Consider the following 21,276-nt stretch of genomic DNA (forward strand, 5'->3'; position numbering starts at 1 on the left):
GTGCCGGTGCAACCCGCACTCATGCGGGTGCCTGCGACCCAGAGTAGCCGTCGCCGTGCCGTTCTTCGTGCGCGATCCCGACGCCTTGACGCACCAGGCGGCGGCGGATAAGGGCGGCCGCCTCCGCCGCGTGCGGGAGCACGGAGGCGAGCCCGGTCCCGGCGATCCAGGTGCCCGTGACGGCGAGTCCTGCGACGGGGGCGAGCGCCCCGCGGAACTCCTCGAGCCGGTCGCGCCGGCCGAGTGCGGCGGCCGGGCGGACGTTGGCCCAGCGCACCCGGGCCGAATCGACGAGGGTCGAGGGGTCCAGGGGCACGCCCAGCAGGGTCGAGGCGTCGGCCAGCGCGACGGCGGACGCCTCCGCATCGCTCGCGCCGGCGAGCGGCGGGTGCTCGCCGGGTCGCCCGTAGGACAGCCGCAGGACGTGGCGTCCTGGCGGCAGGGTGGCGGCGAGCCACGACCACTTGGCGGTGGCGTGGGTGAGGGCCTTCGCGACGACGTCGTCCGCGGTCGGCGCGACGAGCACTCCGGAGCCGCGCGGGGCGGCGTCGAGGCGGGCGTCGTCGACGACGAGGGTCACGAGCTCGACCGAGTCCTCTCCCGGCTCGCCCTCGTCGCGAGCGGCAGGCACGAGGTCGGCGAGCAGGGCGCGGGCGTCGTGCTCGGGGGTCGCGACGATCACGGCGTGCGCGGTGAGGCCGGAGCCGTCGGAGAGGCGGAGGGAGAAGGGGCCGTCGTCGTCCGCCCGGCCGAGGCCCGCGACACCGATGCCGGTGCGGATCTCGCCCGAGAGGTAGTCGATCCGCTCGACGAGGGCCGCCACCAGGCGGTGCATGCCGCCGTCGAGACCGCGCACCGCGACTCCGGCGGGCACGTTGGCCCGGAGCGCCGCGACGGCGCCCGCGAGCGAGCCGCGGCGGGTGATCGCCCCGTTCAGACCGGGCGCCGCGAGGTCGACGTCGATGTCCTCGGGCCGCGAGGAGTAGACGCCCGAGACGACCGGGGCGACCAGGTCCTCGAGCACCCTCGCGCCCATCCGCGTGCGCACCAGCTCGGCGAGCGAGTGCGCCCGCCCGATGCGCAGCACGGGCATGAGGGTGTCCAGCCACGCGCGCGCGGCGGCCCGACGGCCGATCGCGCGGACCACGTCGGCGGCCAGGGGCGTGCTGGGGATCCCGAGGATCCCCGCCCGGGGCGAGGGCACGGAGCGCCCGCCCGCCAGATGCAGCCAGGACCCTCCCGTGCTGGGCGCGACGATCGACTCGGCGAGCGGCGTGCCCTCGAGGGTGAGGGCGGCGAGCGCCTTCTCGACGTGGCCGCCCCGGGTGGCGAAGCTGTCGGCACCGGCGTCGAGCACGGTACCCGCGAGCTCGAGCGGGGCGACGGAGCCGCCCACGCGATCCCCCGCCTCGAGCACGACGACCCTCAGGCCGATCCGCAGGCACTCCGCCGCGGCGGCGAGACCCGCGACCCCTCCGCCGACGACCGCGACGTCGTGGTCGACGGGGCTCCGCCCGGAGGTCACGGCCGCCAGTCGTGCGCGAAGGCGACGAGGCGCGTCAGCACGTCCGGGTCGGTCTCGGGCGGTACGCCGTGGCCGAGGTTCAGCACGTGGGCGGGGGCGCTGAGGCCGCGGCGGAGGACGTCGTCGACGTGCGCGGCCAGCACCTCCCAGGGCGCCGACAGCAGCGCCGGATCGACGTTGCCCTGCACCGGCACGAAGCCGCCGAGCCGGTGGTTCGCCTCGTCGAGCGGGATCCGGTAGTCGACCCCGACGACGTCCGCGCCGATGGCGTGCATGGCTCCGAGCAGCTCCCCCGTGCCGACGCCGAAGTGCACGATCGGCACGTTGCGGCGGACGCCTCCCGCGTCGAAGGCCAGATCGCGCACGTGGGTGAGGGCGCGGGCGGAGGCGGGGGCGACGCGGGCCGTGTAGTCGGCGAGCGACAGCGCTCCGGCCCAGGAGTCGAACAGCTGCGCGGCGCTGGCGCCGGCGAGCACCTGCGCGCGGAGGAAGCGGCCGGTGACCTCGGCCGTCCACTCCATCAGGCGGGCCCACGCGTCGGGATCGGCGTGCATGAGGGTGCGGGCGCGGATGTGGTCCTTCGACGGCCCGCCCTCGACGAGGTACGCGGCGAGGGTGAAGGGGACTCCGGCGAAGCCGATGAGCGGGGTGCCGCCCAGGCCCGCGACGGTGCGGCGCACGCCCTCGCGGATCGGCTCGAGGCTCTCGTCGAGCACGGCCGGATCGATCGCGGTCAGCTCCTCGACGTCCGCCGCCGTGCGGACGGCCTTCTCGAGCACCGGGCCCCGGCCGGGGACGATGTCGACCGCGACCCCTGCGAGTCGCAGCGGGATCACGATGTCGCTGAAGAAGATGCCCGCGTCCGTGCCGTGCCGGCGCACCGGCTGGAGCGTGATCTCGCTCGCCAGCGCCGGGTCGAGGCAGGCGTCGAGCATCTTGGTGTCGGTGCGCAGCGCCCGGTACTCCGGCAGGCTCCGCCCTGCCTGGCGCATGAACCAGACCGGCGTGCGCTCGGGGCGCTCGGAGCGGTAGGCGCGCACGAGCGCGGAATCGGCGGTGCGCCCGGCGGAGAGGGGTGCAGCGGATCGAGCAGGCCGTCGAGGGGGAGGTCACCGCCGCATTATTCCAGGCTTCCCGAGCGTTCCTCCCGGATCCCGGGCCCACCGCCCCGGGACGGCGCGTAGACTGCTGGGGTGCTTCTGTGTCTGACGGCGTCGCACAAGAACGCCAGCTTCGATCTCCTCGAGAAGCTCTCCGTCGACTCCTCCGCCGTCGCCTCGGCCCTGGCGGACGGCATCGACTTCGTCTCGGGGGCCGTCGTCGTGGCCACCTGCAACCGCTTCGAGGCCTACCTCGACATCGACGAGCCGCTGACGGCCGCCCGCGCGGTCGCCGTCGAGGCCGCCACGGCCGCGGTCAGCGCCGCCACCGGCGTCGCGCAGGAGCAGCTGCGCGGCAGCGTCGACGTCGTCTCGGGCGATCGCGTCGCCGAGCACCTGTTCGCCGTCTCGAGCGGACTCGAGTCCGTCGTCGTCGGCGAGGGCGAGATCGCCGGCCAGGTGCGCCGCTCCCTCGAGGAGGCCCGCCGCCTGGGCACGACGTCCTCCGAGCTCGAGCGCCTGTTCCAGCGCGCCTCGCAGACCTCCCGCGGCATCAAGAACCGCACCGGCCTCGGCAGCGCCGGCCGCTCCATCGTCCGGCTCGCCCTCGACCTCGCCTCCAGCCGCGTCACCGACTGGCGTGCGACCCGGGTGCTCCTGATCGGCACCGGGAGCTACGCGCGCGCCACCGTCGCCGCCCTGCGCGACCGCGGCGTCGTCGACATCGCCGTGCACTCCCCTCCGGCCGCGCGGAGGGTTTCGCCGTCCGTCGCGCCCTGCGCCCGATCGACGGTGCCGACCTCGCCGCCGAGGCGGTCGCGGCGGACGTGGTGATCACCTGCACCACCACCGAGACGCCCGTGCTCGACGCGGCCCTCCTCATCGACGGGCGCCTGCACGCGGCCGCCCGCGAGCGCCAGCTCGTCATCGACCTGGGCCTGCCCCGCAACGTCGCCGCCGACGTGACGAGCGTCTCGGGCGTCGAGCTCCTCGACCTCGAGACCATCAGCCTGCACGCCCCGCTCGAGGTGCTCGACGCCTCCGAGAAGGCGCGGGCGCTCGTCGACAAGGCCGCCCGCAAATTCTCGGACGTCGCCGACGAGAAGAGCCTCACTCCGGCCGTCGTCGCCCTCCGCGCGCACGTCTTCGACGCCCTGGACGCCGAGATCGAGCGCGCCCGCTCGCGCGGCGACGACGACGGACGGACCGAGCAGGCGCTGCGCCACCTCGCCGGCGTCCTGCTGCACACTCCGAGCGTCCGCGCCCGCGACTACGCCCGCGCCGGCGCTCAGGAGGCGTACCTCACGGGCCTCGAGGCGCTCTTCGGCATCGAGGTGCCCGCCGAGCCCGCCGTCGCGCGGCCGCAGAGCGACGACTCCGCCGCCACGGCCTGAGCCGGTCGTGCGCCTGAGGCTCCCTACGACGCAGAGCCGATCCTCACCGACCGGCTCCTGCTCCGGCCGTTGCGCGTCGAGGACGCCGCCGACCACGCCCGCTACCAGGGTCACCCCGAGGCGGTGCGCTACCTCCGCTGGCCGGTGCGCACCCCGAGCAGTCGCGTGCGCACCTGCTCACCCGGCTGCCCTCGGCGCGGCTGGCCGCCGACGGCGACGTGGTCGTCCTGGCGATGGTGCCGCGCGAGGGCCCGCTCTCCGGGCACGTCGTCGGCGACCTCACCCTCATCGCGTCCTCGCTCGAGCAGGGCGCCGTCGAGATCGGCTGGGTGCTGCACCCGGACGCACAGGGAGCGGGGCTCGCGACCGAGGCGGCGCGCGCTCTGCTGGACCTCGCGTTCGACCGGCTCGGCGCTCATCGCGCGATCGCGCAGCTCGACGACCGCAACACCGCCTCCGCCCGCCTCTGCGAGCGCCTGGGCATGCGGCGCGAGGCGCACCACGTGGAGGACGAGTACTGCAAGGACGAGTGGACGTCGACCCTCGTCTACGCGCTGCTGGCGCGGGAGCACCGCACCGTGAGCTGATCAAGCCGCGGCCCTGCTGATCGAGCAGCCCGCGCGGGGGCGTATCGAGATCCACCACCGCTGGAGACGGGGGTCTCGATACGCCGATCCGCGGCTACTCGACCAGCAGGCAGGCAGACTTACGCTCCGCGCAGCCCCGCGAACAGGTGCGCCTCGAGCCGGTCGAGCGGGATGCGCTCCTGCTTCATCGTGTCGCGGTCGCGCACGGTCACGGCGTCGTCCTCGAGCGAGTCGAAGTCGACCGTCACGCAGAACGGCGTGCCGATCTCGTCCTGGCGGCGGTAGCGGCGTCCGATCGCTCCGGAGTCGTCGAAGTCGACGTTCCAGAGCTGGCGGAGCCGGTCGGCCACCTGACGGGCCAGCGGCGACAGGGCCTCGTTGCGCGAGAGCGGCAGAACGGCGACCTTGACCGGCGCCAGGCGCGGGTCGAGGTGCAGCACGGTGCGGGTCTCGACCTTGCCCTTGGCGTTCGGCGGCAGCTCCTGCTCCTCGTACGCGTCGACCAGGAACGCCATCAGCGCGCGGGTGAGCCCGAAGGACGGCTCGATCACGAACGGCACGAAGCGCTCGTTGCGGGTCTGGTCGAAGAACGAGAGGTCCTTGCCCGAGTGCTCCATGTGCGTCTTGAGATCGAAGTCGGTGCGGTTCGCGACCCCCATCAGCTCGCCCCACTCGCCCGAGGCGAACGAGAAGCGGTACTCGATGTCGACCGTGCGCTTGGAGTAGTGGGAGAGCTTGTCCTTCGGGTGCTCGTACTGGCGGATGTTCTCGGGATCGATGCCGAGGTCGACGAACCAGTCCCAGGCGAGCTGCATCCAGGTCTCCTGCCACTCCTCGTCCGTGCCGGGCTCGACGAAGAACTCGAGCTCCATCTGCTCGAACTCGCGGGTGCGGAAGATGAAGTTGCCGGGGGTGATCTCGTTGCGGAACGCCTTGCCGATCTGGCCGATGCCGAACGGCGGCTTCTTGCGGGCGCTCTGGAGCACGTTGGCGAAGTTGGTGAAGATGCCCTGCGCGGTCTCGGGGCGGAGGTAGTGGAGTCCCGACTCGTCGTCGACGACGCCCAGGTAGGTCTTCATCAGCCCGGAGAACTGCTTGATCTCGGTCCACTGGCCGACCTTGTCGGGGTGCTCCGGATCCGGGATGTCCGCGAGGCCGTTCACGGGCGGGTGGCCGTTGACCTCCTCGTACTTCTCGAAGAGGTGGTCGGCGCGGTAGCGCTTGTGGGTGATCAGCGACTCGGTCAGCGGGTCCGAGAACACTCCGACGTGGCCCGAGGCGTTCCAGATCGCGGTCGGGAGGATCACGGCGGAGTCCAGGCCCACCACGTCGCCGCGGCCCTGCACGAACGCCTTCCACCACTGGCGCTTGATGTTCTCCTTGAGCTCCACCCCGAGCGGCCCGTAATCCCACGCCGAGCGCGTGCCTCCGTAGATCTCACCCGAGGGGAAGACGAACCCCCGGTGCTGCGCGAGAGTGACGACTCTGTCGAGGGTGGTGGGTTCTGCCACGGGTTGCTCCTCAGCTGTTCGGGCGCACGGGGCCCCGACGCGCGCCGGCTGCGCGCGTCCTGTGATGTGTGCCCCCATGGTAGCCGCGGGTCGAGGACGCCGAACGGTGCCGGGAGGCGCTCGGGCCGCCCGGGAGCGGGCAGGATGGCCGGATGAGCAGCCTCGCGCCGATCGTCGTCTCCGCCGTCGTCGTCCTCCGGGAGCGCCGCGTCCTGATGGTGACGGCGCGGGGCCGCGAGGTGGTCTACCTGCCGGGCGGCAAGGTCGATGCGGGCGAGACGGGCGAGGAGGCGGCGGCGCGCGAGGCCGAGGAGGAGCTCGGCACCGCGACCACGCGGCTCGAGGAGCTCGTCGTCGTCCGCACCCAGGCCCACGGCGAGCCGGAGGGCCGCGAGGTGCACATGCGCGTCTTCCTCGCCGAGCTCGCCGGGGAGCCCGCGGCGAGCGGCGAGATCGACTCGCTGCACTGGATCGGCACCGCCGAGGCCCACCGCTGCCCTCCCGCCGGCGTCGCCGTCCTCGAGCACCTCCGCGCCCTCGACCTGGTCGACTGACCCGGCGACGCGCCCGGACCGCCCGCCGTGTCGCGCCGACTGACGGCGGCCCCGGCGGCCGCCGCTCGGCGGCGGCTACCCTCGTGCCGTGGAGACGAGACGACGCGCCAGGGACCAGCCGCTGCCGGGAGAGCCCCTGCGGCTCGAGGCCGTGCGGATGGAGGCGGCCGTGCCGATCCTGCGCATCTTCTCGGTCGCGAAGGCGGGCGAGTTCTACGTCGACTACCTCGGCTTCACCGTTGACTGGGAGCACCGCGCGGGCCGAGACGCTCCGCTCTACCTGCAGGTGTCGCGCTCGGGACTGCGCCTGCACCTCAGCGAGCACCACCGCGACGGCAGCCCGGGAGCCGCGCTGCACGTGTCGCTCCGCGGCGTGCGCGAGCTGCACGCCGAGCTCGACGCCAAGGCCTATCCCTATCTCAATCCGCGGATCACGCGCTCGCCGTTCGGCTTCTCGCTCGAGGTGATCGACCCGTTCGGCAATCAGCTCCGCTTCGCGGAAGCCGTGCCGGAGCCGACTAGCGCCTGAGAAGCGGAGAGGTCAACCGTTCACGCCACGTCCATCCGTTTCGGAGTGCGGTCGCCTAGCGTGGCCGTCGATGACTGCTCAGCTGACGACGGAACGACCGGACACGGTCCTGGCGTCGGAGCGGGCGCGACGCGTGCCCCTCCGGGCCCGCCGCCTCGTGGAGCGGGCCGTCCGCGTGGCGCCCCTGGCGATGGGCACGGTCGCCACCAGCGCGATCCTCCTCGGCTCGCTCGGCGTCGGCTACCTGCCCGGCGACTCGCCGCTGCGCGAGTGGCCGCTCATCGCCGCCATCCGCTCGACCGCATCGCTGACCGAGATCAGCGCGATCCTCGTGCTCGGCGGCGGACTGCTGCTCCTGCTCGCCTGGCTCCGGCTGCGCACGCTCGCCCGGAGCGAGGACCCCGTGCGCTGCGCACGATCCTCGTCGCGGCCGCCGCGTGGTGCGCACCGCTGCTGATCACGGTGCCGCTGTTCAGCCGCGACATGTTCTCGTACGTCGCTCAGGGCCGCCTGATGACCCAGGGCATCGATCCGTACTCCCACGGGGTGGCCACCCTGCCCGGCTGGTTCCTGCTCGGCGTCGACCCGGTCTGGGCCGACACGCCGACCCCCTACGGGCCTCTGTTCCTCCTGATCGAGCGGACGGCCGTGCAGCTCGCGGGCTGGTCCTCGCCCGAGCTCTCGGTCGCGATGCTGCGCGCCGTCTCGGTGGCCGGGGTGATCGCCCTCGCGGTCTACGCGCTGCGACTGGCCCGACTGCGCGGCCTGTCGACTCCGCTGACCGCTTGGATCGTCGTGGCGAATCCGCTGACCCTGATCCTGTTCGTCGTCGCCGGGCACAACGACTCGCTCATGCTGGCGCTCATCCTCGCCTCGCTCTACTACGGATGCACCGACCGTCACGTCCTCGCGGTCGTGCTCATGGGCGCCGCGATCGCGGTGAAGCCGGTCGCCGTGATCGCACTGCCGGTGCTCGCCCTGCTCTGGCTCCGGCACGACGCGACAGTGCGCGAGCGCCTGCGCGGCTGGCTCTGGACCGGGCTCGGAGCGCTGGGCCTCGTCGTCGCGCTCGGCTTCGCGGCGGGCGTCGGAGTGGGCTGGGTCGCCGCGATGATCGTGCCCGGCACGATCCTGCACTGGTACGCGCCGATGTCGCTCGTCGCGGTGCTGGTCTCGTCGTCGGTCGAGCTGACGGGGCACGACCCGGCGGCGGCCGTGACGCTAGTCAAGCTGCTCGCCCTGACGCTCGCCGGGGCCGTGGCCGCCTGGCTCCTGCTGACCCGCCGAGCGATCGACCCCCTGGCGCGGCTCTCCACGGCGCTGCTGGCGTTCGTCACGGCCTCCTCCGCGATCCACCCCTGGTACGCGCTCTGGATCCTGCCGATCGCCGCCCTCGCGCGTCCGTGGCGGAGCGTCCACGTGCACCTCGCCGTCTACGCGACGATCTTCCTGATGTGCGTGACCCTGGCGGAGCCGGTCGAGGGCAACGGCGGGATCCTCGATCAGCTGCCGGGCCGGGTCGCGACGATCGCCGCGATGGCGGTCGTGGGCCTCTACGTGCTGCTCGGCTACACCGACTCGGAGCGTGTGGCGGTGCGCGGGCTTGTGCGCGGGCTGCCGTTCGGCGGCGAACTCGTGTCGCGCGGCTCCGATCTGCTGCAGCGGTCGACGGGCGGCCGCCTCGGCACGCGGCTGGACCGCCGCTACGCGAGCGTCCGCGCACGCGACTGACCCGCGTCTGCGGCGAACGCTCCGGCCGGCGCGGAACGCCCGGGTCGATCGCGGTCGCTCGGGCTAGGAGTCGGAGTCGGAGTCGCCCGACCGGCGACGGCGGCGCTCGATGGCGGCCTGGGCGGCGGTCGCCGCGGCCTCGGGGTCGCCCGAGGAGAGCACGCCCGAGAGCGAGGAGAGCCACCGCGCGTCGTCGCGGCTGCCGTGCAGGGCGTTCGAGAAGAGCGGGAGCTCGGTGCGCGTGGCGTGGATCGCGTACGACTCGCGGCTGTAGCCGTTGTCGGGCACGACCGGCGAGCGGTGCTCGGCGCGGGTCGTGCGCTCGGTCGAGGCGTCGCTCCGGACGGGCTCGTCGTGCTCGCTGGGCTGGGCCATCGGTCCTCCTCGTGTCACCGCTGCCGTGGCGACGGAGCGGGCGGACCGGCGACGGTGCCGGGCGCGAGGGTCAGCGTACCCCGGTCACGGGGCGTCGAGCTCGTCCGCGTCGCTCCGGCGCGGCATCGGGCGCCAGACGACGACCTCCGTCCGCCGCTGGGCACGCGTGCCGTGGCGGAGCGTGACGACGTCTCCCTCGAGGCCCGCGGCGAACACGCGACGGCCGGGACGGTTGAGCAGCTCGTCGGCCAGGGCCGACTCGAGCTCGCGCACGCGGGCGGACAGCGACTGCACCTGGTTCTCGAGCTGGAGGATCCGCGCAATGCCCTCGAGGGACACGCCCTCGGAGGACAGCCGGGCGACCTCGCGCAGCTGCACCACGTCGCGCATCGAGTAGCGGCGCGACTTGCCCGCGGTCCGCGTCGGTCGGACGAGTCCGAGCCGGTCGTACTGGCGCAGCGTCTGCGGGTGCATGCCGGCGAGGTCGGCGGCGACGGCGATCGCGAACACGGGGGTGTTCTCGTCCATCGTCGCCTCCTCTCCGGCCGGTCGGGCCTGTCGCGTCCGCAGGGACGCCGTCGCGCCCGCGCCTAGTAGCGGGACTTCTCCAGGATGTCCTCGCGCGGGTTCTCGGCGGGCTCCGCGGCCGCGTAGGCCTCGAGCGCCGCCCGAGCGGCGGAGGACAGGTGATCGGGCACCGCCACCTGGATGACGGCGAGCAGATCTCCGGTGCCCTTGCCGGTCTCGACGCCGCGGCCCTTGACCCGCAGCACCCGTCCGCTCGGCGTGCCGGGCGTCACCCGCAGCTTGACGGGATCGCCCCCGAGCGTCGGCACCTCGATCGTGGCGCCGAACACGGCCTCCACGAAGGTGACCGGGACGTTCACGCGGAGGTTCAGTCCGTCGCGCTCGAAGACCGGGTGCTTGCGGACGGCCACGGTGAGCACGAGATCGCCCGGCTCGCCGCCGTCGGGGCTGGGGCGCCCTTGCCGCGCACGCGGATCTTCTGCTGGTCGGCGACGCCGGCGGGGATGCGGACGGAGAGCGGTCGGCCCTCGCCCGTCTGCAGCTGCACCGTGTCGCCGCGGGTCGCGGTGCGGAAGTCGATGGTCGTGCTGGCGGTGACGTCGGACCCCTTCTGCGGTCCGCCGAAACCGCGGAAGCCGCCCGTGGGCTGGCCGAAGCGGCTGCCGCCCGGCGCTCCCCCGAACATCCCGCCGAGGAGGTCCTCGAATCCGGGAGGGGGCCCTGCCTGCTGCCGGCACCGGGGCGCCCGCCCTGGCCGAACACGTCGCCGAAGACGTCGTCGAACCCGCCGGGCTGGCCGCCGGCGGTGAAGCGCGCGCCACCGCCCATCGCGCGGATCTGGTCGTACTCCTTGCGCTGATCCGCGTCCGAGAGGACGGTGTACGCCTCGCTGATCTCCTTGAAGCGCGCCTCCGCCCGGGCGTCCCCCGGGTTGGAGTCCGGGTGGAACTGCCGGGCGAGCTTGCGGTAGGTCTTCTTCAGATCCGCCGCGGAGACGTCCTTGGACACGCCGAGGACCTTGTAGAAGTCCTTCTCGAACCAATCCTGGCTGGCCATGTGCCTCTTCCTGTGTCGAGTGCGGCGAGGGACCCCGCCCCGACCGGGCCTCGCCCGAAGGGGCGGACCGGGTGCGGGACGGGGTCCCTCGCGGTGGTGCGGGAGGGTGTCAGTCGGCGGGGACGGCCACGACCACCTTGGCGGCCCGCAGCAGCGAGCCTCCGAGGTAGTAGCCCGCCTCGACGACGTCCGCGACCGTGGAGGTCTCGGCGCCCGGGGTGGGCTGCTGGAAGATCGCCTCGTGGATGTTCGGGTCGAACAGGTCCCCGACGGCTCCGGTCTTCACCAGCCCGAGCTTCTCGATCCCGCCGCGCAGCTTCTGCGCGATGGCGGTGAACGGACCGCCCTCCTGCAGGTCGCCGTGCTTCTCGGCGCGGTCGAGGTCGTCGAGCACGGGGAGGATGACCTTCACCGCATCGCCGATGGCCCGCTCCTTCTCGACCTGCCGGTTCGACTCCGTGCGCTTGCGGTAGTTCGCGTACTCCGCGGTGACCCGCTGGAGGTCGGCGAGGTGCTCCGCTGCGAGCGTCTCGGCGTCGGACTGGCCCGAGAGGAACGAGAGGTCGGCGTCCGAGAGCGTCGTCTCGACGTCGGGGCCCTCGGCCTCGATCAGACCCTCGGTGTCCTGGGCGGACTCGGCCGCCTCGGCTCCGGTGGTCGGCTCGTCCTCGGGCACGCCCTCGGTCGGCTCCTGGTTGTGCTTGCCCATCGCTACTTGGTGTCCTTCGGCTCGTCCTCGTCGATGACCTCGGCGTCGACGATGTCCTCGTCGTCCTTCTTCTCGTCCTCGGCCGGCGCGTCCTGCGGGGCGCTCTGCGCGGCCTGGTCCTGCGAGTAGATGGCCTGCCCGATCTTGGTCTGCGAGGCGTTGAGGGCGTCGAACGCGGTCTTGACGGCCGCGTCGTCGTCTCCGGCGAGCGCGGTCTTCAGCGCGTCGACGTCGCCCTGCACCTCGGACTTGACGTCCTCGGGCAGCTTGTCCTCGTTGTCCTTGATCAGCTTGTCGATCGAGTACGCGAGGGTCTCGGCGCTGTTGCGGATCTCGGCCGCCTCGCGGCGGGCCTTGTCCTCGGCGGCGTGCTCCTCGGCCTCGCGCACCATGCGCTCGATGTCGTCCTTCGGCAGCGACGAGCCGCCGGTGATCGTCATCGACTGCTCCTTGCCGGTGCCCTTGTCCTTCGCGGACACGTGCACGATGCCGTTGGCGTCGATGTCGAAGGTGACCTCGACCTGCGGGATGCCGCGCGGCGCCGGCGCGATGCCGGTCAGCTCGAAGGTGCCCAGGTTCTTGTTGTCACGGGTGAACTCGCGCTCGCCCTGGAAGACCTGGATCGCGACGGACGGCTGGTTGTCGTCGGCCGTGGTGAAGGTCTCGCTCCTCTTGGTCGGGATCGCGGTGTTGCGCTCGATGAGCTTGGTCATGATCCCTCCCTTGGTCTCGATGCCCAGCGAGAGCGGGGTGACGTCGATGAGGAGGACGTCCTTGCGCTCGCCCTTGAGGACGCCGGCCTGCAGCGCGGCGCCGACGGCGACGACCTCGTCCGGGTTGACGCCCTTGTTGGGCTCCTTGCCGCCCGTGAGCTTCTTGACGAGCTCGGCCACGGCCGGCATGCGGGTCGACCCGCCGACGAGCACGACGTGCGCGATGTCGTCGACCTTCACGCCCGCCTCGGCGATGACGTCGGTGAACGGCTTGCGGGTGCGCTCGATGAGGTCGCTGGTGAGCTCCTCGAACTTGGCGCGGGTCAGCGTCTCGTCGAGGTTCGCCGGGCCGTTCTCGGTGAGCGAGAGGTAGGGCAGCTGGATGCTGGTCGAGGTGCTCGAGGAGAGCTCCTTCTTGGCCTGCTCCGCGGCCTCCTTGAGGCGCTGGCGGGCGATCTTGTCCTTCGACACGTCGACGCCGGTGGAGTCCTTGAAGCGCTTGACGAGGTAGTCGACGACGCGCTGGTCCCAGTCGTCGCCGCCGAGGCGGTTGTCGCCCGAGGTCGAGCGCACCTGGATGGTCGAGAAGTCGTCGTCCTTGCCCACCTCGAGGAGGGAGACGTCGAAGGTTCCGCCACCGAGGTCGAAGACGAGGATGAGCTCGTCCTCCTTGCCCTTGTCGAGGCCGTAGGCGAGGGCGGCCGCGGTGGGCTCGTTGATGATGCGGAGGACGTTCAGTCCGGCGATCTCGCCGGCGTCCTTCGTGGCCTGGCGCTCGGCGTCGTTGAAGTACGCCGGGACGGTGATGACCGCGTCGGTCACCTTCTCGCCCAGGTACTGCTCGGCGTCGCGCTTGAGCTTGCCCAGGATGCGGGCCGAGATCTCCTGCGGCGTGTACTTCTTGTCCTCGACCCCGAAGGTCCAGTCGGTGCCCATGTGGCGCTTGACCGAGGCGAGGGTGCGGTCGACGTTGGTGACGGCCTGGCGCTTCGCGGTCTCGCCGACGAGCACCTCGCCGTCCTTCGTGAACGCGACGACGGAGGGGTAGTGCGGAAGCCCTCGGCGTTCGCGATGACGGTGGGCTCGCCGCCCTCGAGGACGGCCACGACCGAGTTGGTGGTTCCCAGATCGATGCCTACGGCACGGGACATAGCGTGTTTCTCCTTCGCGACCGGCCGTCCGTGAGGGGGTCGATCAGTTGTCGTGAGTGGTGCTGACGTGAGTGGTGCAAACCTCCGCGGGACTTGAGCCCCGCACACTCAAGTTTATGCAGGTCGATCCTGGAGTCAAGCCGGGAGCCGAGAACCTGAGTCGAGTCGGCTCAACTCTCAGGGCCCGCTTCCCGCCGTTCACCCGGACGCCCTACGGTGAGCGCATGACCGAACGCACCGGCCGCAGGACAGTCCTCGCGTGGGGACTGTGGGACTGGGGCGGATCCGCCTTCAACGCCGTCGTGACGACCTTCGTCTTCACCGTCTACCTCACCACCGACGGCCTGTTCGGCACTCCGAGCGGAGTCTCGGCCGCGCTGGGCTGGTCGCTCGCCGGAGCGGGCCTGGTGGTCGCGCTCATCGCCCCGCTCACCGGACGCCGGGCCGATCTGGGCGGACGCCGCCGCCTCTGGCTCGGGATCCACTCCGCGGTCGTCGTCGCGTGCATCCTGCTGATGTTCTTCGTGCGCCCCGACCCCGCGTACCTCTGGCTGGGTTTGGGACTGCTCGCCGTCGGCACCGTCTTCTTCGAGTTCGCGAGCGTCAACTACAACGCCATGCTCAGCCAGGTCTCGACGCGCGCCACGATCGGCCGCGTCTCGGGCTTCGGCTGGGGCATGGGCTACGTCGGCGGCATCGTGCTCCTGCTGATCGTCTACTTCGGCTTCATCTCGCCCGAGGTGGGGCTCTTCGAGGTCACCGGCGAGGACGGACTCGACGTCCGCGTCTCGATCCTGCTCGCGGGAGTCTGGTTCGCGGTCTTCGCGGTCCCGGTGCTCGTCTCGGTCCCCGAGCTGCCGGCGCGGGCCGGCGGGCGCGAGCGGATCGGCGTGATCGCCTCCTACCGCGCGCTGTTCCGCCAGATCCGGGCGCTCTGGGGCGAGAGCCGCAGCACCGTCGCGTTCCTGATCGCCAGCGCGGTCTTCCGCGACGGCCTGACCGGCGTCTTCACCTTCGGCGGCGTCCTCGCCCAGGGCACCTTCGGCTTCAGCGCCGGCGAGGTGATCCTCTTCGCGATCGCCGCGAACGTGGTGGCGGGAGTCGCCACCATCTCGGTCGGGGCTCTGGACGACCGGCTCGGCCCCAAGACGGTCATCGTGGCCTCGCTCGTCGGGCTCGTCGTCTGCGGCACGGCGGTCTTCGTCCTGCACGACGGCGGCGCCACCGTCTTCTGGATCTTCGGACTGCTGCTCTGCCTCTTCGTCGGGCCCGCCCAGTCGGCCAGCCGCAGCTATCTCGCCCGTCTGATCCCGGAGGGCCGCGAGGGCGAGATCTTCGGGCTCTACGCGACCACCGGCCGCGCCGCGTCCTTCCTCGCCCCGGCCGCCTTCGCGGCCTTCGTCTCGATCGCCGCGGCGGCCTCCGGCGGCGACGAGTCGAACGTGCAGTACTGGGGCATCCTCGGCCTCGTCCTCGTCCTCGCGGTCGGGCTGGTCCTCCTCCTGCCCGTCCGCCGGCCTCCGGCGAGGCGCGCCCGCCGCGCCGTCCGCGCAGCAGGGCGCTCCGCTCCCCTAGAGTGTCTGAGCCGTCGCCCGACGGTGCAGCGCCGGCTCCGTCGGCCCGACCAGCGGAGGAGCGGCATGTCGCGGCGCACCACGGACGACGACGCCGCACGACGCGGACCCGAGCGGCACAGCCGCAGTGCCGAGCCCGCGGTCGACGCGCCCCTCACCAGCCCTGCCGACGACTGGCCGGTCGCCCCCGCGACTCCCGCGCGCGAGGCCGCCGCCGACCGTCCGGCGCCGATCCGCGTCAAGAAGAAGCGCCGCGTCTCCCGTCGGGTCCGACTCGCGAAGACGACGAAGCGGATCGGCTACGCCGCCCTCGTCGTCGCGCTCCTCGCCGGCCTCGCGGTCGTCGTGGCGCTCATCGTCGCGCCCCACCAGCTGTTCTGAGGCGCACCGGCCGTCCGGCCGGCGCTCAGGTCGCGAGCCAGAAGACGATCAGCAGCAGCGTGACCAGGAACCCGGTCAGGAAGTTCAGCGCGAGGAACCGCTTCCAGCCCGCGTTCGCCCGCTCGGCCTCCGAGTCGCTCAGCGAGCGGTACGGCCAGATGCTCACCGCGTAGGGCACCGCGAGCAGGGCGGCGAGCGTGCCGGGCCACGGCAGGAGCAGCAGGAGCAGCCCGCTCGCCGCGTACGCGCCGATGGCGAACCGCGTGGTCGCCTTCGCTCCGATGACGGTCGCGATGGACCCGATGCCCCCGGCACGGTCGGCGAGGATGTCCTGCACCGCTCCGAACGCGTGGCTGGCGATCCCCCACAGGAAGAACGCGACGAGCAGCGCCACCAGGGGCCCGGTCACCGTCGTGCCCGCCAGCGCGATGCCGTACACGGCGGGACTCACGAAGTGCGTCGCCGAGGTGAGGGAGTCGACGAACGGGCGCTCCTTGAAACGCAGTCCCGGTGCGCTGTAGGCGATCACGGCGAAGACGCTGACCGCGAGCACGAGCCACGAGAGCGGCGAGCCGAGCAGCACGAAGAGCGATCAGGAACGGCACGTTCGTCGCGACCGCGGCGATCAGCGTCGCGCGGTGCTCGCTCCGGTCGAGGACCGCGCCCTCGACGCCGCCCTTGCGGGGGTTCCGAAGGTCGGACTCGTAGTCGAAGACGTCGTTGATGCCGTACATGGCGAGGTTGTACGGGATCAGGAAGTAGAGCGTGCCGAGCACGAAGGCGAGGTCGATCTCGCGCGTGGTCAGCAGGTACGCGGCCGCGAAGGGATAGGCGGTGTTGACCCAGCTCAGCGGCCGGCTCGAGACGAAGAGCGCGCGCAGGCGGTTCACGAGGGCTCCGATCAGCACGGCGGCGGTCCGGGAGGATCGACCAGAGGGCGGGCAGGGCGACGGCCGCGGCGATCGCGTAGGCGAAGTCCTCGATCGGCGCGACGCCGATCCGCAGGCCCGAGATCAGGGAGTCGTCGTAGGCCACGAGCAGTCCCACTCCGATCATCACGTTGTCGAACACCGCGGTCATCACCAGCAGCACGACGAGCGTGCCCGCGAGGGCGCCGAGGCGCAGCCGCCCGCGGCGCAGGGCGATCACGAGGACCACCAGGACAACCGCGAGGAAGACGGCGTTCAGGACGAGGTACGTCATGCGGCCGCCTCCGCCCGCTTCGAGAGGGCCCCGTAGACGTCCATCGACAGGTAGCAGAGCAGCGTGAGGAAGAGGACCTCCTCGATCGGCAGCTCGGGAGCGAGCTGGAGCCCGGTCATGTACGGGGTCTCGCCGCGGAAGAACACGCCGAGCCCGATGCCGAACAGGTCCCAGATCAGGAAGAAGACGACGCCCGCGGGGAGCACGATCGCGGCCTTGCGCGCGTCGTTCCAGAAGAACAGCCCGAAGCGCCCGTCGAGCACGACCATCCCGGTGATCGAGACGGCGAGCGCGAGCAGGTAGACGACCCCCACCGGCTACTCCCCCGCGTCCGCGAGCACGGCGTCGCGCACCTCGGATCGGACGCTCGGAGCCACGGGGCCCCCGGCGCCCCGCGCACCGGGAGCGGCTCGGTGGACACGTCGCCGCGGACCCGCTTGAGCATCACCTCGGCACTGATCACGCACATCGGGAGGCCGATGCCGGGGATCGTCGAGCTGCCGGCGAACAGGAGTCCGTCGACGCGGGCACTCGCGTTGCCGGCGCGGAAGAACGCGCTCTGCTTGAGCACGTGCGCCGGACCCAGCATCGAGCCGCGCCACGCTCCGAGATCGCTCTCGAAGTCGGCCGGTCCGATGGTGCGGCGGACGACCACGCGCTCGGCCAGGTCGGTCGCTCCCGTCCACGTCGCGATCTGGCGGATCGCCGCGTCGGCGATCGCCTCGACCCGGGCGTCGCCCCCGCCGTCGACGCCGCCGTGCCCGATCGAGGTGTCGGCGGGGATCGGGACGAGCACGAACAGGTTCTCGTGCCCCTCCGGAGCGACGCCCGGGTCGGTCGCACTCGGACGGCACACGTAGATCGACGCCGGATCGGGCACCGAGGGGCTCTCGCCGAAGATGCGGTCGAAGTTGTCGTGCCAGTCCTGCGTGAAAAGCAGGGTGTGGTGCTCGAGCTGCGGCAGCTCGCCGCGGACGCCGAGCAGGACGAGAACGGCACTGGGGCCGGGGTTGCGGTCCTCCCAGTACTCGGGCGGGAAGGTGCGCAGCTCGTCGGGCAGGAGGGACTGCTCGGTCGTGAAGAGGTCGGACGCGTTGACGACCAGCTCCGCGGGGAGGCGCTCGACGCCGTCCGGACCCTCGAACTCGACTCCGACGACCTCGGCGCCGCGGCGGCCGCCTCGGGGCGCGCGGGCCGTCAGGATCCGCGTGGCCGGCGACGACGTGCGGATCGTGACGCCCGCCTCCTCGCCGACCTCGGCGACGGCCTCGATCAGGCGCGTGAATCCGCCCATCGGGTAGAGCACGCCGTCGGCCAGGTCGAGGTGGCTCATCAGGTGGTACATGCTCGGAGCGTCGTACGGCGAGGAGCCGAGGAACACGGCCGGGTAGCCGAGGATCTGGCGCAGCCGGTTGTCGCTGACGGCCGTGCCCGCGAGCGAGTCGAGCGGAGTCAGCAGGAGCTTCCCGAGCGTCGCCGTGCGGGTCAGCACGTCCTTGCGCAGCAGCGGCAGGAACGAGGCGAAGCTGGTGTAGAGGAAGCGGCGCTTGGCGACCTCGTAGGTGTCGCGCGCCGACTCGAGGTAGGCGCGCATCCTCTCACCCGAGCCGGGCTCGACGCTCTCGAACAGGGCGATGTTCGACTCGAGATCGGCCAGGACGTCGATCGGCTCGTCGACGCCCTCGCTGTAGACGCGGTAGCCGGGGTCGAGCTTCACCAGGTCGAGGCGCTCGTCGGCGCTCGTGCCCATCAGTCGGAAGAAGTGGTCGAAGACCTCGGGCATGAGGTACCACGAGGGTCCGGTGTCGAAGCGGAATCCGTCGCGCTCCCACGACCCGGCGCGGCCGCCGACGACCTCGCGCTTCTCGAGAACGGTCACGCTCCAGCCGTCCCGCGCGAGCAGGGCGGCGGAGGCGAGCCCGCCGATGCCGCCGCCGATGACGACCGCGCGGTGCGGACCCGCCGCCGAGCGGCTCGCCCGGGCAGGGCCCCGTCCCAGCCGGGGCGCGAGGGTCGAGGCGGCCGCCCGGGCGGCGAGCGCGGCCTTCGTCGCCGTCGGCACGCTGACGCGGGCGCGCAGCAGCTCGTCGGCGGGCGTCTCGCGGATGCGATCGGCGAGGGCCTGGAAGAGCGAGTGCGCGAGCACGACCGCGCGGCGGCTCGAGCGCGGCAGCTCCGGGATGATCGCGGCGGCCTCGTCGAGGTCGGCGTCGAGGTCGGCGAGCAGGACCGCCTTGTCGTCCTCCGTGAAGGCGCGCGGATCGATGCCGGGGAAGTAGCTGCGGCCGAGGCCGTCCACGTCGGCGGCGAGGTCGCGCAGGAAGTTGACCTTCTGGAACGCCGAGCCCAGGCGGCGGGCGCCGGCCACGAGGCGCTCGCGGGCGACCGGGGAGACGTGACCCGCATCCTCCGCCGCGAGGAACACGTGCAGGCACATGAGGCCGACGACCTCGGCCGAGCCGTAGACGTAGCGCTCGAACGACTCGGGAGTGTGCACGGTCTCGCGCAGATCCGCGCGCATCGAGGCGAAGAAGGGCCGGGTGAGCTCGGTGCCGAATCCCGTGGCGCGGGCCGTGCGGGCGAACGCGTGCACCACGAGGTTCGAGCTGTAGCCGGAGGCGAGCGCGCGGTCGGTCTCGGCCTCGAACGCGTCGAGGGCCTCCTCGACGGCGGTCCGGTCGAGCTCGGCGGCCTCGGCGACCCCGTCGACGATCTCGTCGGCGACGCGCACCAGCGCGTAGACGTCCTCGACCCGCTCGCGCACGCCGCGGCCGAGCAGCCGCGTGGCGAGCCCGAACGACGTCGAGTAGCTCCGGATCACCTGCGCCGACGCCTCGTGCGCGACTCGGTCGTACAGTTCGCTCTGCCGGGTCATCGTGCCACCGTAGGGGTCGTGGGCGTGCGTGCGGTCATCGGGGCGGCGGGCCGCGCGTGGCGGCCCGGCGGAGCGGGGATCACCGGGTGCGCCCCAGCACGCTCGCCACGAGCGGGCGCACCTCGGCGCGGAACTCCTCCGACACGGCGGGTGTTCCGAGCGCCTCCCAGGCGCGGCTCGCGAAGTCGCCGGCGAGGGACTCGGCGAAGCCGCGGGCTCCGCACTCCTCGAGGATCCGGCGCACGCGCTCGGCGGTCTCGGTACCGAGGTGCTCGTCGCCGATCAGGCCCTCGATCTCGGGCCAGCAGTCGGTGCCGGCCGCATGCGCGATCAGGACGGTGCGCTTGCCCTCGCGGAGGTCGCCGAGCGTGGTCTTGCCGGTCTGCCCCTCCGAGCCGAAGACCCCGAGCAGGTCGTCGACGATCTGATAGGCGATGCCGATGCACCGGCCGAACTCGCCCAGTGCCTCGACGGCCTCGTCGGAGGCGCCCGCGAGGATCGCCCCGGCCTGCAGAGGAGCCTCGAACGAGTAGACCGCGGTCTTCAGGCGCTCCATCTCGAGCACCTCCTCGACCGAGGGCATGCCGGGCATGAGCGAGAAGTCGACGTCGGCGAGTTCGCCGGCGGCCGAGGCGAAGACGGCCTCGTCGAGCAGGGTCAGCAGGCGCGCGCGCACAGCGTCGTCGGCTCCGACGCCCTCGACCAGGCGGTGGGCGCCGGTGAGGGCGAGGTCGCCGGCGATGACCGCGACCGACGTGCCGCGGTGCTCGGCGATCGGGATCGACAGACCGGCGGTCGTCGCCTCGTCGCGGTAGCTGCCCGAGACGTTGGGGCCGCCGCGGCGCACGAAGTCGCGATCGATCACGTCGTCGTGGACGATCAGCGCGGTGTGCAGGAGCTCGAACGCGGCGCCGAGGTGGGCGGCAGCCTCGGAGTCGCGTCCGCCGTGCGCCTCGTACGCCGAGATGACCATGAGGGGGCGGAAGCGCTTGCCTCCGCGGGTGTTGGCCTCGAGGGTGTGCCAGAGGGTCGTGTACCGCGTCCCGAGCCGCTCCGCCCGGGCGCGCGCCAGGGAGAAGAACCGGTCGAGCACGGCATCGACGTGTTCCTGCCGCTTCCGGGAGAGAACCACGGGGTCGCGTGTATCCACGGTTCAGAGGCTAACAAGTTCGCTTGTCTAGCACTAAGCCGGCTGAGTTCCGCGGTCGTGCTTGACTTACAGCCATGACTTCGGGAGGAATCGCCGTGCGCGAGGACGAGATCGAGCAGGTCGTCCTGCTCGACGAGACGGGCGACGCCGTCGGCGTGGCCGACAAGGCGACGGTGCACGACACCGACACGCCCCTGCATCTGGCGTTCTCGTGCCACGTGTTCGCGCCCGACGGCGCTCTGCTCGTGACCCGCCGCGCGCTGGGCAAGCGCACCTGGCCCGGCGTCTGGACCAACTCGTTCTGCGGCCACCCGGCGCCGGGCGAGCGGATCGAGGACGCCGTCGTCCGTCGGGCGGAGCGCGAGCTCGGCGCCCGCCTCGAGACGCTCGAAGTCGCGCTGCCGGACTTCCGCTACCGCGCGATCGACGCCTCCGGGATCGTCGAGAACGAGATCTGCCCCGTCTACACCGCGACCCTGTCGAGCCGCGAGGCGCTGGCACCGCGCGCGGACGAGGTCATGGACCACGAGTGGGTCGACCCCGAGGCGACGCTGGCCGCCGTGCGCGCCGCCCCGTGGGCGTTCTCGCCCTGGCTCGTGCTGCAGCTGCCGCGCCTGCTGGGCTGAGCGG

The 21,276-nt window shown here is 72.5% G+C and carries 15 protein-coding genes and 6 pseudogenes; 8 read left to right on the top strand and 13 right to left on the bottom strand.

Annotation, left to right across the window (positions count from 1 at the left end):
* Positions 1-19 precede the first annotated feature (19 nt).
* Both hemG and hemE read right to left on the bottom strand, forming a co-directional pair.
* Complete coding sequence (gene hemG, locus AC0CII_RS10650; protein WP_465227759.1) at positions 20-1,525, bottom strand: protoporphyrinogen oxidase; 1,506 nt, start codon at positions 1,523-1,525, stop codon at positions 20-22.
* Positions 1,522-2,601, bottom strand: a pseudogene (gene hemE / locus AC0CII_RS10655) (uroporphyrinogen decarboxylase); the annotation flags it as partial. The pseudogene hemE and the gene hemG, both read right to left, overlap by 4 nt.
* A gap of 117 nt (positions 2,602-2,718) precedes the next feature.
* Between hemE and AC0CII_RS10660 the strand changes: the two are divergent.
* The 3 genes from AC0CII_RS10660 (at position 2,719) to AC0CII_RS10670 (ending at position 4,606) form a co-directional block, all read left to right on the top strand.
* Positions 2,719-3,459, top strand: coding sequence for a glutamyl-tRNA reductase (locus AC0CII_RS10660; RefSeq protein WP_465229399.1), 741 nt, complete (start codon positions 2,719-2,721; stop codon positions 3,457-3,459).
* Complete coding sequence (locus AC0CII_RS10665; protein ID WP_465229400.1) at positions 3,453-4,019, top strand: glutamyl-tRNA reductase; 567 nt, start codon at positions 3,453-3,455, stop codon at positions 4,017-4,019. The genes AC0CII_RS10660 and AC0CII_RS10665 overlap by 7 nt, the downstream gene beginning before the upstream one ends.
* 218 nt (positions 4,020-4,237) lie before the next feature.
* Complete coding sequence (locus AC0CII_RS10670; RefSeq protein ID WP_465229401.1) at positions 4,238-4,606, top strand: GNAT family N-acetyltransferase; 369 nt, start codon at positions 4,238-4,240, stop codon at positions 4,604-4,606.
* Between the two features lie 119 nt (positions 4,607-4,725).
* Here AC0CII_RS10670 and AC0CII_RS10675 read toward each other — a convergent pair whose 3' ends face one another.
* Complete coding sequence (locus AC0CII_RS10675; RefSeq protein ID WP_465227757.1) at positions 4,726-6,117, bottom strand: glycine--tRNA ligase; 1,392 nt, start codon at positions 6,115-6,117, stop codon at positions 4,726-4,728.
* Positions 6,118-6,269: 152 nt separating this feature from the next.
* Here AC0CII_RS10675 and AC0CII_RS10680 point away from each other — a divergent pair, with 152 nt between their 5' ends.
* The 3 genes and pseudogenes from AC0CII_RS10680 (at position 6,270) to mptB (ending at position 8,931) form a co-directional block, all read left to right on the top strand.
* Positions 6,270-6,671 carry an NUDIX domain-containing protein gene (locus AC0CII_RS10680; protein ID WP_465227756.1) on the top strand — a complete coding sequence of 134 codons (402 nt, stop codon included), beginning with the start codon at positions 6,270-6,272 and terminating at the stop codon, positions 6,669-6,671.
* Between the two features lie 157 nt (positions 6,672-6,828).
* On the top strand, positions 6,829-7,200 hold the full coding sequence (locus AC0CII_RS10685) for a glyoxalase superfamily protein (RefSeq protein WP_242682904.1): 372 nt from the start codon (positions 6,829-6,831) through the stop codon (positions 7,198-7,200).
* Positions 7,201-7,390: 190 nt separating this feature from the next.
* Positions 7,391-8,931, top strand: a pseudogene (gene mptB, locus AC0CII_RS10690) (polyprenol phosphomannose-dependent alpha 1,6 mannosyltransferase MptB).
* A gap of 63 nt (positions 8,932-8,994) precedes the next feature.
* Here the strand turns inward: mptB and AC0CII_RS10695 are convergent.
* From AC0CII_RS10695 to dnaK, 5 genes and pseudogenes are all read right to left on the bottom strand, one after another.
* Positions 8,995-9,306 (bottom strand): hypothetical protein, encoded by a 312-nt coding sequence (locus tag AC0CII_RS10695; RefSeq protein ID WP_207403083.1) that lies wholly within the window; start codon positions 9,304-9,306, stop codon positions 8,995-8,997.
* 84 nt (positions 9,307-9,390) lie between these two features.
* Positions 9,391-9,834 carry a heat shock protein transcriptional repressor HspR gene (locus AC0CII_RS10700; RefSeq protein ID WP_207403084.1) on the bottom strand — a complete coding sequence of 148 codons (444 nt, stop codon included), beginning with the start codon at positions 9,832-9,834 and terminating at the stop codon, positions 9,391-9,393.
* Positions 9,835-9,896: 62 nt separating this feature from the next.
* Positions 9,897-10,890, bottom strand: a pseudogene (locus tag AC0CII_RS10705) (DnaJ C-terminal domain-containing protein).
* Positions 10,891-10,999: 109 nt separating this feature from the next.
* The gene (locus AC0CII_RS10710; RefSeq protein WP_207403086.1) at positions 11,000-11,599 is read right to left on the bottom strand and encodes a nucleotide exchange factor GrpE; all 600 of its coding nucleotides are present in this window, start codon (positions 11,597-11,599) and stop codon (positions 11,000-11,002) included.
* Positions 11,600-11,601: 2 nt separating this feature from the next.
* Positions 11,602-13,463 (bottom strand): annotated as a pseudogene (gene dnaK, locus AC0CII_RS10715) (molecular chaperone DnaK).
* Between the two features lie 224 nt (positions 13,464-13,687).
* On the opposite strand from dnaK, the gene AC0CII_RS10720 reads away from it, so the two are divergent.
* Complete coding sequence (locus AC0CII_RS10720; protein WP_465229402.1) at positions 13,688-15,418, top strand: MFS transporter; 1,731 nt, start codon at positions 13,688-13,690, stop codon at positions 15,416-15,418.
* Between the two features lie 25 nt (positions 15,419-15,443).
* Here AC0CII_RS10720 and AC0CII_RS10725 read toward each other — a convergent pair.
* The 5 genes and pseudogenes from AC0CII_RS10725 to AC0CII_RS10745 all read right to left on the bottom strand — a co-directional run bounded on the left by AC0CII_RS10725 (position 15,444) and on the right by AC0CII_RS10745 (position 20,589).
* Positions 15,444-16,326: pseudogene (locus tag AC0CII_RS10725) on the bottom strand (prenyltransferase).
* An 82-nt stretch (positions 16,327-16,408) separates the two neighbouring features.
* Positions 16,409-16,621: pseudogene (locus AC0CII_RS10730) on the bottom strand (lycopene cyclase); the annotation flags it as partial.
* A complete protein-coding gene (locus AC0CII_RS10735) occupies positions 16,618-16,890 on the bottom strand; it encodes a lycopene cyclase domain-containing protein (RefSeq protein ID WP_465229403.1) in 273 nt (90 codons plus the stop codon). The gene AC0CII_RS10735 and the pseudogene AC0CII_RS10730, both read right to left, overlap by 4 nt.
* Positions 16,797-19,496 carry a phytoene desaturase family protein gene (crtI, locus tag AC0CII_RS10740; protein WP_465229405.1) on the bottom strand — a complete coding sequence of 900 codons (2,700 nt, stop codon included), beginning with the start codon at positions 19,494-19,496 and terminating at the stop codon, positions 16,797-16,799. Before crtI ends, AC0CII_RS10735 begins: the two co-directional genes overlap by 94 nt.
* Positions 19,497-19,575: 79 nt before the next feature.
* Entirely contained in the window at positions 19,576-20,589 is a 1,014-nt protein-coding gene (locus tag AC0CII_RS10745) for a polyprenyl synthetase family protein (protein WP_465229406.1), read from the bottom strand.
* A gap of 152 nt (positions 20,590-20,741) precedes the next feature.
* On the opposite strand from AC0CII_RS10745, the gene idi reads away from it, so the two are divergent.
* Positions 20,742-21,272 (top strand): isopentenyl-diphosphate Delta-isomerase, encoded by a 531-nt coding sequence (gene idi, locus AC0CII_RS10750; RefSeq protein WP_465229407.1) that lies wholly within the window; start codon positions 20,742-20,744, stop codon positions 21,270-21,272.
* The last annotated feature ends 4 nt before the right edge of the window (positions 21,273-21,276 follow it).

The organism is Rathayibacter sp. AC182, assembly GCF_979253875.1.